15 protein-coding genes are annotated in these 11,737 nt (G+C 30.5%); 11 read left to right on the top strand and 4 right to left on the bottom strand.

Translation table 11 applies throughout. From position 1 onward, the window contains the following. Positions 1-165 precede the first annotated feature (165 nt). From BV55_RS15420 to BV55_RS0112325, 5 genes are all read left to right on the top strand, one after another. Entirely contained in the window at positions 166-2,073 is a 1,908-nt protein-coding gene (locus BV55_RS15420; protein WP_084170561.1) for an acyl-CoA dehydrogenase family protein, read from the top strand. A gap of 58 nt (positions 2,074-2,131) precedes the next feature. Continuing rightward, positions 2,132-3,331: an FprA family A-type flavoprotein gene (locus tag BV55_RS0112340; protein WP_029453120.1), complete on the top strand. Its 1,200-nt coding sequence runs from the start codon at positions 2,132-2,134 to the stop codon at positions 3,329-3,331. A 168-nt stretch (positions 3,332-3,499) separates the two neighbouring features. Beyond that, a complete protein-coding gene (locus BV55_RS15930) occupies positions 3,500-3,718 on the top strand; it encodes a hypothetical protein (RefSeq protein ID WP_341349706.1) in 219 nt (72 codons plus the stop codon). 70 nt (positions 3,719-3,788) lie between these two features. Next, positions 3,789-4,034 (top strand): Fic family protein, encoded by a 246-nt coding sequence (locus BV55_RS15925; protein WP_290441072.1) that lies wholly within the window; start codon positions 3,789-3,791, stop codon positions 4,032-4,034. Positions 4,035-4,278: 244 nt separating this feature from the next. Beyond that, entirely contained in the window at positions 4,279-4,980 is a 702-nt protein-coding gene (locus tag BV55_RS0112325; RefSeq protein WP_029453119.1) for a hypothetical protein, read from the top strand. A 175-nt stretch (positions 4,981-5,155) separates the two neighbouring features. On the opposite strand, the gene BV55_RS0112320 is transcribed toward BV55_RS0112325, so the two are convergent. Then, positions 5,156-5,779 carry a hypothetical protein gene (locus BV55_RS0112320; RefSeq protein WP_029453118.1) on the bottom strand — a complete coding sequence of 208 codons (624 nt, stop codon included), beginning with the start codon at positions 5,777-5,779 and terminating at the stop codon, positions 5,156-5,158. Between the two features lie 95 nt (positions 5,780-5,874). Further along, positions 5,875-6,024 (bottom strand): hypothetical protein, encoded by a 150-nt coding sequence (locus BV55_RS15605; protein ID WP_157469660.1) that lies wholly within the window; start codon positions 6,022-6,024, stop codon positions 5,875-5,877. A gap of 219 nt (positions 6,025-6,243) precedes the next feature. Here BV55_RS15605 and BV55_RS0112305 point away from each other — a divergent pair, with 219 nt between their 5' ends. The 5 genes from BV55_RS0112305 to BV55_RS0112285 all read left to right on the top strand — a co-directional run bounded on the left by BV55_RS0112305 (position 6,244) and on the right by BV55_RS0112285 (position 9,649). Beyond that, positions 6,244-6,426 (top strand): hypothetical protein, encoded by a 183-nt coding sequence (locus BV55_RS0112305; protein WP_029453117.1) that lies wholly within the window; start codon positions 6,244-6,246, stop codon positions 6,424-6,426. A 70-nt stretch (positions 6,427-6,496) separates the two neighbouring features. Continuing rightward, positions 6,497-6,943, top strand: coding sequence for a pyridoxamine 5'-phosphate oxidase family protein (locus BV55_RS0112300; RefSeq protein WP_029453116.1), 447 nt, complete (start codon positions 6,497-6,499; stop codon positions 6,941-6,943). A 16-nt stretch (positions 6,944-6,959) separates the two neighbouring features. Next, complete coding sequence (locus tag BV55_RS0112295; protein ID WP_029453115.1) at positions 6,960-7,340, top strand: hypothetical protein; 381 nt, start codon at positions 6,960-6,962, stop codon at positions 7,338-7,340. Positions 7,341-7,360: 20 nt separating this feature from the next. Next, on the top strand, positions 7,361-8,518 hold the full coding sequence (locus BV55_RS0112290; RefSeq protein ID WP_029453114.1) for a TOMM precursor leader peptide-binding protein: 1,158 nt from the start codon (positions 7,361-7,363) through the stop codon (positions 8,516-8,518). A gap of 15 nt (positions 8,519-8,533) precedes the next feature. Beyond that, positions 8,534-9,649 carry a YcaO-like family protein gene (locus tag BV55_RS0112285; protein WP_029453113.1) on the top strand — a complete coding sequence of 372 codons (1,116 nt, stop codon included), beginning with the start codon at positions 8,534-8,536 and terminating at the stop codon, positions 9,647-9,649. On the opposite strand, the gene BV55_RS15600 is transcribed toward BV55_RS0112285, so the two are convergent. Beyond that, the gene (locus tag BV55_RS15600) at positions 9,547-9,927 is read right to left on the bottom strand and encodes a hypothetical protein (RefSeq protein ID WP_198023220.1); all 381 of its coding nucleotides are present in this window, start codon (positions 9,925-9,927) and stop codon (positions 9,547-9,549) included. The genes BV55_RS0112285 and BV55_RS15600 overlap by 103 nt on opposite strands. A 258-nt stretch (positions 9,928-10,185) precedes the next feature. Then, a complete protein-coding gene (locus tag BV55_RS14930) occupies positions 10,186-10,788 on the bottom strand; it encodes an oxidoreductase (protein WP_278246647.1) in 603 nt (200 codons plus the stop codon). A gap of 227 nt (positions 10,789-11,015) precedes the next feature. Between BV55_RS14930 and BV55_RS0112275 the strand changes: the two genes are divergently transcribed. Beyond that, a complete protein-coding gene (locus BV55_RS0112275) occupies positions 11,016-11,588 on the top strand; it encodes a nitroreductase family protein (protein WP_029453111.1) in 573 nt (190 codons plus the stop codon). Positions 11,589-11,737 lie beyond the last annotated feature (149 nt).

The following is an 11,737-nucleotide window of genomic DNA, read 5'->3' as shown; positions in this document are numbered from 1 at the left end:
GGATAATTAAATTTAATTTATGAACTTAGAAGTTTGGTTAGAGTTGAAATACAAAGATTTAAGGCCTATAATAAATGTAAACCTAAACATATTATAGAATTCATAAGATATCAAATTTCATACAATATATTAATTAAAATGTATTGATTAAAAAGGGGTAGAAATATGTTTTTTAAAACTACTTTAGAACATGAAGAGTTAAGGATGAAGGTTAGAGCATTTGCGGAAGCAGAGATCAAACCTATTGCATTTATGTTAGATCAGGAAAATAAATTTCCATCAGAAGCTATTCATAAGTTAGCTGATATTGGGATGATGGGAATTCCTTATGGTAAAGAGTACGGTGGAGCCGGACTTGATATAATCAGTTATGCCATTGCTGTTGAGGAATTGTCAAGAGTTGATGGTGGTACAGGTGTAATTCTTTCAGCTCATACATCTTTAGGTGCATACCCAGTGTCTGCTTATGGAACAGAGGAACAAAAAAAGAAGTATTTAGTTCAAATGGCAAAGGGAGAGAAGATTGGAGCCTTCGGTCTTACTGAAGAAAATGCTGGAAGTGATGCTGGGGGTACTGAAACTACTGCTGTTTTAGAAGGAGATTATTACATATTAAATGGTGAAAAAATCTTCATTACTAATGCAGGTGAGGCTGAAACTTATATTGTTTTCGCAATTACCACACCAGATATAGGCACTCGTGGTATTAGTGCATTTATTGTAGAGAAGGACTTTGAAGGCTTTACCTTTGGCAAACATTACGACAAAATGGGCATTCGTTCTTCTGCCACTGCAGAACTTATTTTTAACCAAGTTAAAGTTCCTAAGGAAAACTTGCTAGGTAAAGAAGGGGATGGTTTCAAGATTGCCATGGCTACTTTAGATGGTGGACGTATTGGTATTGCAGCTCAAGCTCTTGGTATAGCACAAGGTGCATATGAAAATGCATTAGAGTACTCAAAAGAAAGAATTCAATTTGGTAAGCCTATTTGTCAGCAACAAATCATCGCTTTTAAGCTAGCGGATATGGCTACAAAGCTTAGAGCAGCAAGACTTCTTATTTATAGTGCAGCAGAGATGAAACAAAATCATGAGCATTATAGTATGGAAGCAGCTATGGCAAAGCAATATGCCTCTGATGTTTGCCTTGAAATTGTTAACGACGCTCTTCAAATATTTGGGGGAAGCGGTTATTTAAAAGGTATGGAAGTTGAGAGGGCTTATAGGGATGCTAAAATTTGTACAATATACGAAGGAACTAATGAGATTCAGCGTCTAGTTATATCATCTCATATAATAGGTAAGATGCCAAAAAATGAAAACACAAGTAGATCTTCTAAGAAAGTACCTGCTACGGGTTATCGTAAGCAAGTAATATTCAAGGAAAAAACTCAAAAAGAATCAGTTGATGCTCTTATTAAAGCTCTTAAGGAAGATGGCTATGACTTTACCGTTGGAATACCTCTTGATACTCCTATAAGTAAAGCCGAAAGAGTAGTTAGCGTAGGCCTTGGTATAGGGGAAAAAGAAAACATGAAGCTTATAGAAAAGCTAGCAGTGCAAGCTGGTGCTGCCATAGGTTCTTCTCGTCCTGTAGCTGAGACCCTTAAATATGTACCATTAAATCGTTATGTTGGTATGTCAGGTCAAAAGTTTAAAGGAAATCTTTACATTGCTTGCGGAATTTCAGGTGCAGGCCAACATTTGAAAGGTATAAAGGATGCATCTACAATTGTAGCTATAAATATAGACCCTAATGCGAAAATTTTTAAGAATGCGGATTATGGTATTGTTGGAGACTTGATGGAGGTTCTACCATTGCTTACAGCTGCTTTAGATAATGGGGAAGCAAAAAAGGAAGCGCCACCAATGAAGAAGATGAAAAGACAGGTTCAAAACAAAGTAGATTCAACATTAAAACATCATGTTTGTAAGGGATGTGGGTATGAATACAATCCTAATGTGGGTGATGCTGAAGGTGAAATACTTCCAGGAACATTATTTGAAAAGATACCTGAAGATTGGACTTGCCCTGATTGTGGTGAAGAAAAAAATATGTTTATAGAAGCTTAATTATCGTTATTATAAGTAAACATAATAATGTGCTTTAGAGAGAAGGAGGATTTAATTTATGCATTGTGTTAGAAAAATAGTTGAGGATCTTTATTGGGTTGGTGGCAATGATAGCCGACTAGCTCTTTTTGAAAATATTCATCCCATTCCACGAGGAGTATCTTATAACTCATATTTACTTTTAGATGATAAGACCGTACTCTTTGATACAGTGGATTGGTCAATTTGTAGGCAATTTCTTGAAAATATTCAAGAAGTTTTAGGAGATAGGACTTTAGATTACTTGGTAGTAAACCATGTAGAGCCAGATCATGCGGCAGGTATTGAAGAGCTTATTCTTCGTTATCCTGATATGAAGATTATATGTAGTAACAAAGCTTATTTATTTATGGGGCAATTTGGATTTAATGTAGATGGTAGGGTAATAGAAGTTAAAGATAAGGATGCTATGTCCTTTGGAAAGCATAATCTTATATTTATGTCTGCTCCAATGGTACATTGGCCAGAAGTTATGGTAACATTTGATACTACCAACGGCGTTCTATTTTCAGCTGATGCATTTGGAGCTTTCGGTTCCTTAGATGGCAAGTTGTTTAAAGATGAAATTAATTTTGACTCTAATTGGATTGATGATACTAGACGATATTATACAAATATTGTAGGTAAATATGGGCCACACGTTCAAGCCTTATTAAAGAAGGCTAGTAGTCTTGACATTAAGATTATATGTCCACTACACGGTCCTGTGTGGCGTGACGATTTGGAATATTTGCTTGATAAATATAACAAATGGAGCCTTTATGAACCAGAGGAAAAAGGTGTAATGATAGTTTATGGAACAATGTATGGTAATACAGAATCTGCAGCTTATAACTTAGCAACAAGGCTTGTGGAAAAAGGAATGACTAATGTTGTTATGTATGATGTTTCAAAAACTCATGTTTCATATTTGATTTCTGATACATTCAAATATAGCAACTTGGTTCTTGCATCTGTAACCTACAACTTAAATATTTATCCACCAATGCTAGATTATATAATGGATATGAAGGCATTAAATCTTCAAAAACGTAACGTAGCTATCATAGAAAATGGCTCATGGGCACCTAAATCTGGAAAGCTTATGCGTGAACATTTAGATGGGATGAAAGAAATGACTATTTTAGATAATGAAATGTCAATTAACTCCACTATGAAAGAACATGACATAGATTCAATGAATGATCTTGCTGATAGTATTATAAATTCAATAAAGTAACCTAAATTTAGGCCAGCTCAAGGACAAAACTCCTGAGTTGGCCTTTTTATATATCTATGTGGCTATTAATATTAAAAGTGAACAAAATAATAAAAATAAAATTGTATGGTAATTTGCAGTTAACTGCTATACTATTTCTATATAGGATTAAATTTGAAGGGGGATTTTATGTTTAGAGAAATAGATAGAAAAAAGAAGTTGTTGGATAATAAAAGGCCTCTTCCACCGTACACCTTAAAAAGCATAAGGGAAAACTTGCTTTTAGAGTGGACATACAATTCTAATGCAATTGAAGGAAATACATTAACCATATTAGAAACTAAAGTGGTTTTAGAGGGAATAACTGTAGGGGGCAAAACATACTCCACCAGAGTCTTTTTTAATTAAAGAACAAATGGAAAATTTAATTAAATGATATAATGATAGTATAGAAATTCATCCTGTAGAAAAGGCAGCTATGCTACATATAATTTTTGTTGGAATACATCCGTTTATTGATGGAAATGGTAGAACTTCAAGATTACTCTTGAATTTAGAACTTATGAAAAATGGCTATCCACCTATAATAATCAAAGCGGAAAATAGATTAAAATATTATAGTGCATTAGATAAGGCACATACTACGAATAATAGTAAAGATTTTATTAATTTAGTCATTGAAGAATTAGATAAAATCTTGGATATATATTTAAAATATATATAACAACTAGATGTGTATTTTATGAGTATAAAATAAAAAGATGAATTCATATGAATAAAAAGGTGGAGAATTAAAATCTTCACCTTTTTGGAGATCTTTGTTGGGTTAGATATAACAATTATATCAGAAAAGAGGGGGGCATTGTTTTTTAGGTTTAAAATAGAACAAACCCTTGCAATAGCAAGGATTTAAATAAATAAAACAAAGATGGTGTTAACACTATCTAAAGTAACAAGGAGGATTTTAAATGTTTATTGAATGTAGTGACTTTTATGAAACCGAGACATCATTCCTTTCAAAATCACTTAATTTAGATGAAATTGATTTATCTAAGGGTAAACTGGCAGTTAAAGCCCATGAAAAAGAAATTTACTGTCTATCAAATGAATTGATTTTAGCGAAAGTTCACAGAGATAATGACGGAGTATATCCATTTTCAAAAGTAGACTTCCTGTCACATAAACTGCAAGAAATTATTTTTCCACAGTTTGTTCCTAAAATTCACTTTGCCTTATTTGATAACGCAGACACTCCAATGTTTGTTTTGCAAAGGATAAAATTGGACAAACTTCATATCGCATATAATGTTCAAAGACAAAACTTTCATAAATCAAATGGTAGAAATTTTTATTATGACCCAGACTTTTTAAAGCTTGATGAGAATGATGATATAGATGAATTAGCAAAAGAACACTTTAAAAAAATAAATAGGATGCAAGAGGAGTATTCATACTTAATTGATAAATATGGTCTTGCCTTTGACCACTCATATGTTAATATCACTTGGAAAGATAATGATATTCCTATTTCTCTTGAAGTGCATAAATGCAAAAGAGATTATTTGTTTAATTTAAACAAATGTAAAAAATACTTCTATAATCTAAATAACAATAATGAAAGAAAGGAAGAGGCTTTAATTATTCTCAATCGAATTGAACAATTATTATAAATTTAAACTTTTTTAATGAAGCGATCTATCTCCGGAATATTCGTAAAACATCTATTAAGGGAAGCCCTCAATGGCTTCCCTTAAAAATTATCATATTATCAACACTGTTATTAAACATAGCCTAAAAATAAAGCTAGACAATGATTTAAAATATTGTCTAGCTTTTACTTTTACTTTAATTACTTGTTTTAGAATTTTTAAAGTGTAATTCTCTCATTCCTTCTACTTCATCACAAATGGATTTTAAGTTACAACTGTGACAATCAAGGTTCATGTTACTTAACACATGATTTAATGTAAGTGTAATTTTATCCACTTTTTCTGCATTTGATATAAGGTTCTTAAATATTGGCATGTCAGAAGTAATGAAAATGATTTTTACAGCTTTAACCAAAGGGTTTTCTTTATATTTGTTAATAAAGGCATTACCTACACTTTCAAAGGAGATGCTGCTATTTATTGCGGTTTTCGCAATTCTAACTTGCTCTCGTTTGTCCATGGTAGAAGCTCTCATCATATAACCGTCTAAATTCATGTTATATTTAATGAATTCTAGTTCTTTAATTGCTTTATAAGCGGTATCATCATCCTCTAGATTATTTATTTGAAGAAAAGCTAATCTAGCAAAGGAAACATCAGTGCTTATTTCACTTAAATCCTTACCATATAGCAAAATCTCATCTTTTTTAACAAAGCTTTCTAAGGTAGTTACACATTGAAAATTAACTGCAGGTTTATAGCTTCCACCTAGTTCAAACTGAGAATCTTTCTTTAAAATAAGTTTATTTAAAGAACCCATAGGCTATGCGTTGTCTTTTGATACTGATAAGTTTGTAGGAGTAGAGTCTGATAATAAATCCATAGTATTTTTTATAATGCTATCATAAAGTTCCATTATAAACTTGTATCCTTTTCCATATTGTCAAATCTTTTACCTAGATAAGAATACATTTTAGCTACAAGTTTCATATCAAGATTAAAGAAGCATACCATATAATTAATTTTTCCCTGTGGAGCAAGTCCTTCAAATTTAAGTTTATCCATTTCAGCCACCTCTAATATATTCGTATTATAAATATATTTTATTAATTATACTCTAACTTTATTATGTTGCATGATTTTACATAAGGGGTGTTGTTAAAATTGTCGGTTTATTCGTACTGAGATATTTAGTGTAATATGGTGAATAAATGATAAAAGTAATTTACAATATATGTTAATAAGTTTATAATATAATAAACGGAGCATATAAATTGTGATTGAATGTTCAGTATAAAGGGAATTGGTAATGGAGGTATAAATTTAGATAATAAAGTCATTGATAGTTTACAATTAGAAATTATTGAATTGAATGATGAGATAAACATTACAGCAGGAGCAACGTTTGCAGGATGTTGTAGTACATCAACAAGTTGTGGATCGACATCTACTAGTACAACTTGTTAGCTAAAAAGTAAATAACTATAAATAATTTATATGCTTTGTTTAGTAATATTTATGAGGGGAGAGAGGTTATTTGGTAGATGAAAGTATACAAAAAAAAGTATTGGAATACTTATCTAATCATGAGTATTTAACTATAGCCACCTGTCATAACGATAAGCCTTATGCCTCAAAAATAAAATATAAATCAGATAAGTTTGATTTATATTTTGCAACATTTAGTGAAACAAATAAAGGAAAGGTATTACTAAGAAATAATCTTGCAGCATGTACAATAGATGATAATTCAATAAATGAGTTTATACAATTTTTTGGAGAGGTCAAATTAATGGATGATAAAGAAGAAAAAGTTAAAGCTTGTGGAATTTTAAAAAATATATTCCCTTATTCAAAGTATTGGATATATTCAAATGACATTTTATTTTTCAAAATAAAACCCACAACTATTAAATATTGTGTAGGGCCAGCAGATATAGCAAAAGGAAAGTATTTTGGAGACATATACGAAATAAATTTATAGTAGGAGATGTATTAAAATGTTTATAGTTAATAAAAAAAATGAGCAGTTTATAGAATCATTACTATATGAAGTATTAGTGATTTCTATAATAGCCATTTTGAGGTTTAAAAATATTATAGATACCTTATTATTTGCTATTATAATAGGAGCTTTTTCTACATGGCCATTAATGGAATTGATTAAAATGAAAATTAAAAGAAATGATGAAAGCAAAATAAATAGTAATAAATTAGATGTAAAAATAAGTATAATAACATGGTTAATATTATCTGTATTTTTATTAGTGTTTAATTACGTTTTAGTAAAGGATACCTTTTGGGCTGTTTATCCAATTATAGGTATAGCTTTATGGCCAGTAACTATTGTTATTAAATTTTATTTTAAAAAAAATGAATAAGTTTTTAGGAGGAATTATTAATGAGTAAGTTGCCTAGAAAACCTTTGTTAAAAGCATATATCAATATTATTCCATTAACTGATGAAATGATTCAATTAAGTAGTCAAGAAAATATTATGTTATTAAAAGGGAGTGCTGTTACACAAGTATTACCTGAACTTTTACCTTTATTAAATGGAGAAACCAATTTAGAAGAAATCTACGCTAAATTAAGCAATTGCACAGAGAAAGTTATAAATCAAGCGATTTTATTACTTAAGGAGCATTTTATTATAGAGGATAATCAATGTAAATACGAAAGTAAATTAAGTGAAGATGAAATAAAATTATTTAATAAAGAGTTGAACTTTTTCTCATTATTTTCAGAAAGAGTATTACCAAATGCTTCAACTGTAGATAAGTATAAGATATTAGAAAAACTTAAATTTTCAAAGTGTTTAGTAATTGGATTAGGTAATTCTGGATCTCATATAACAAAGACATTAGTAGAAAATGGAATGGGTAATATGTTTTTGTTTGATGGAAGAGATGTTAACGTTGACATGATTGGAACTATATATAAAGAAGATGATCTAAACAAATCAAGATGTGAAGTTGTTGAAAAAATAATTAACAATATAAATAAAAAATGCAATATAGTGAAGTCTAAAAAGTTTGACGATACTTCATTAGAAGAAATGATTAAAGAGGTCGACTTTGTAATATTATCGGAAGATATTTCAGTGCAATCAATGCATAAAAAAGTAAATAAGCTATGCATAAATCATAATAAGCCTTGGATTAGTATGAGAGCAGGAGAACTGAGGTTCCAAGTTGGACCATTGATAGTTCCTAAACAAACAGCCTGTTACACATGTTTTCAAAATAGGTTGAATGGTAATTTAAGTTTTTACGATGAACAAATGGCATTTGAAAAATATAAAGAATTAAATAGTGAAAAAATGCATGTATCAACTTTAGATTTATTCTATTCTATTTCAGCATCTTTTTTAACTTGGGAAGTAATTAAATTTATAACTAAAATATTTAGTCCAGTAACTTTATCAAGGGTTATCACCTTTGACGTTTTATCATTAGAAACAAATTTAGATACAGTGCTTAAGATGCCTAGATGCAGTGACTGTAGTGACTTAGAACATGAGCCATTTATTGAGCCTTATGCGGTTTATTTGCCATAGAGGGGGGCGATTAATATGAATAATAGTAATTATAATGAAGCTGCACTTGCAATTGAATTAAGCAAAAGTGTAGTAAGCAAACGAACTGGAATAATACAAGAATGCATAGAAATAATGAATGAAAATTTTGATCCTAAATTGTATTTTTATACAACAAAGATGGCAGATACATCTAAATACCATAATTTCAACAAATGTCATTCAAATAATGGTGGAGCAGGAATAACCAGAAATGCTGCTATGGCAGCAGCAATTGGAGAATCTATAGAAAGATATTGTAGTTCTATTTATGATTCAAAAGATTTAGTGTATGCATCTTATAATGAATTAAAAGGAAAAGCTATTGAACCTGAAAGGTGGGCATTATTTTCAAACTCGCAATACTCAGCAGACAATTTTTTATATAAAAAATATGATTGTGATACTAAAACTAATTGGGTAGAAGGAGAGTCTTTGATTTCAAATAAGAAAGTATATGTTCCTGCATCATTTGTATATTTACCATATACTGCAAGTGTCTATGAAAAACTAATTTCACCATGTATATCAACTGGTTTATCTGCTGGTATTAGTTTTGAAAGTGCTGTTCTAGGAGGAATATATGAAGCTGTAGAAAGAGATTCCATATCTATAATGTGGCTAAATAAACTTTCTATGCCAACTATTAATCCATATGGAGACTCTAGATTTTTAAAAAATATCATAGAAGAAAAAATACAATGTGATAATGCAACTTATGAATTAATAGATATAACAACTGATTTAGATATTCCAGTTATTTTTTCTGTGAAAAAATTCAATTCGGCTAAGGGTAAGTCTGCATCCTGTGGTGCAGCTTGTAGGTTAGATCCAGAACAAGCAGCTTTAAAAGCTATTACTGAAGCTGCACAAGGAGCAAAATGGATTCAATATTTGCATGCTCAGGATTGGTCATGGGGATATAATGATGATTTTTCAGATATAACTGAATTTCAAGATCATATTCATTTATATAGCCTACCAGAGATGGTTGATAAGTTAGATTTTGTTTATAAAAATAATACCTTTTCAAAGGAGATGCTGCTATTTATTGCGGTTTTCGCAATTCTAACTTGCTCTCGTTTGTCCATGGTAGAAGCTCTCATCATATAACCGTCTAAATTCATGTTATATTTAATGAATTCTAGTTCTTTAATTGCTTTATAAGCGGTATCATCATCCTCTAGATTATTTATTTGAAGAAAAGCTAATCTAGCAAAGGAAACATCAGTGCTTATTTCACTTAAATCCTTACCATATAGCAAAATCTCATCTTTTTTAACAAAGCTTTCTAAGGTAGTTACACATTGATAATTAACTGCAGGTTTGTAACTTCCACCTAGTTCAAACTTAGAGTCTTTCTTTAAAATAAGTTCATTTAAAGAACGCAAATAAGATATTTTGGACAACAGTAGGTGATTTTATCCTTTAACCACTTAGTGGTAACTTCAGTATTAAAGGTAACTTTTAAATTAGGCATTTCTTTAAAGGAATGATTTCTTTAACGTTATCAGCATAAGCTTTATTGCACCATTCAGGATTATCTAGTAATGGACGTGCAAGTATAACCATATCACACTCGCCATTTTTAATAGCTGTTTCAGCAAGGTCAGGATAGCTAAGCTTACCAAAAGCTACAACAGGAACTTCTAACCTAACATTAGATTTAATTTCCTTTGCCTTAAAATGTTCCTTAACAATACGTGAGATGTCAAGGAAACAACCTGCAGGCATAACAGCGGAGGATGTGGGAGCCACCAATTATAATAACAACCAAGGTGCACGTCAAACATATCTACACCGGCCTTAACTAAGTTTTCCATATAATCTAAGGTATCTGATATAGTTCTTCCGTTTTTAAATTTCTTTAAAGACTTTATATTATCCATGTTAGACCCGTAAGTTTCATTAAGTGCAAGAGAAAGGTCAATACGGTACATGATAGGGTAATTATTACCAACCCTTTTTCTTATTTCATTTACAGCATCAATACCAAAACGCTGCCAGTCAGAATAGGGTCCCATTTTACGACGGTTAAATGCAGGATTTGTAAGTTGCTCTAAAAGATATCCTTCGTGTCCATGAAGATAAACTCCATCAAGTCCGCATTCTTTAGCATCAGCAGCTGCTTGTCCACAGTTTTTAATGATTTTTTTAAGTTTTGAATCTGATAATCTTAAGCAAGGTATTTGAGGAACATAAAAGCTAGGATTAAAAGATGCTGATACAGGAAATTTCTTCTCATTTAACAAAGAAGCAGGAGGACCAACACGAGCAAAGAAGTATTGAAGCATCTTGTCATTTAAAAATAGAATATTAGTTGATGATATATTGTAAGTTAAGTATAATTTAGAAAAGTGTATTTATTCATACAATATAGTTTTAATATAAAGTTATACGAATATAACCAAGAAATAAATAAAGCAAAAAATGCACAAAACATATAAACAATATAATTATAAGAAGGGTGGAATTTTAATTGATTAAAGATTTAATATTAAAAAACAGAACTTACAGAAGATTTTATGAAGAAAAAAGTATTTCAAAAGAGGTTTTAATGGAGCTTATTGATCTAGCGAGAATATCATCTTCAGGTGGTAACCTCCAAAGCCTTAAATATGTACTGTCCAATACAAAAGAGAAAAATAAATTAGTTTTTGACAACATAAAATGGGCAGGATATCTTAAGGAGTGGCATGGTCCGGAAAAAGGAGAAAGGCCAGCAGCTTATATAATCATGGTTCAAGATAAAGAAATTAGTAATAATTATTTTTGGGATCATGGTATAGCAGCTGAAAATATACTTTTAGGGGCAGTAGAAAAAGGACTTGGAGGTTGTATGTTTGGCTCAGTTAATAGGTTAGAGCTTTCTAAAGCTTTAGATTTACCTTCAAATTATGAAATATTAATGGTAATTGCCTTAGGTACCCCAAAGGAAAATGTAATCCTTGAAGATATAGATTTAAAGGGAGATATTAAATACTATAGAGATGGAGAAGGCAATCATTATGTGCCAAAAAGAAAGCTTCAAGATATAGTTTTAGATATTTAGGAAATTAATAATATAGATTATAAGTAAACTTTCTTTATGTAAATATATTTAACAATGTATATTTTAGTTTGATAAACGAAAGTAAGATTAAAACAAAAAGTCTTCAAATGAGTTTGTGAATTCACAATCTCATTTGAAGACTCATTTAT

The organism is Clostridium algidicarnis (assembly GCF_000703125.1).
Taxonomy (GTDB): Bacteria; Bacillota; Clostridia; order Clostridiales; family Clostridiaceae; genus Clostridium_L; species Clostridium_L algidicarnis.
The sequence above is the reverse complement of the archived record's forward strand: the minus strand, read 5'-3'. Positions and strand labels throughout refer to the sequence as shown.

Bases quoted from the DNA above. Each gene is read 5' to 3' on its own strand.
- BV55_RS0112285 (WP_029453113.1), top strand. From the start codon at position 8,534: ATGAATAATAGTAATTATAATGAAGCTGCACTTGCAATTGAATTAAGC.
- BV55_RS0112340 (WP_029453120.1), top strand. From the start codon at position 2,132: ATGCATTGTGTTAGAAAAATAGTTGAGGATCTTTATTGGGTTGGTGGC.
- BV55_RS15930 (WP_341349706.1), top strand. From the start codon at position 3,500: ATGTTTAGAGAAATAGATAGAAAAAAGAAGTTGTTGGATAATAAAAGG.
- BV55_RS15420 (WP_084170561.1), top strand. From the start codon at position 166: ATGTTTTTTAAAACTACTTTAGAACATGAAGAGTTAAGGATGAAGGTT.
- BV55_RS0112295 (WP_029453115.1), top strand. From the start codon at position 6,960: ATGTTTATAGTTAATAAAAAAAATGAGCAGTTTATAGAATCATTACTA.
- BV55_RS0112305 (WP_029453117.1), top strand. From the start codon at position 6,244: ATGTTCAGTATAAAGGGAATTGGTAATGGAGGTATAAATTTAGATAAT.
- BV55_RS0112325 (WP_029453119.1), top strand. From the start codon at position 4,279: ATGTTTATTGAATGTAGTGACTTTTATGAAACCGAGACATCATTCCTT.
- BV55_RS15605 (WP_157469660.1), bottom strand. From the start codon at position 6,024: ATGGATAAACTTAAATTTGAAGGACTTGCTCCACAGGGAAAAATTAAT.
- BV55_RS15925 (WP_290441072.1), top strand. From the start codon at position 3,789: ATGCTACATATAATTTTTGTTGGAATACATCCGTTTATTGATGGAAAT.
- BV55_RS0112290 (WP_029453114.1), top strand. From the start codon at position 7,361: ATGAGTAAGTTGCCTAGAAAACCTTTGTTAAAAGCATATATCAATATT.
- BV55_RS0112320 (WP_029453118.1), bottom strand. From the start codon at position 5,779: ATGGGTTCTTTAAATAAACTTATTTTAAAGAAAGATTCTCAGTTTGAA.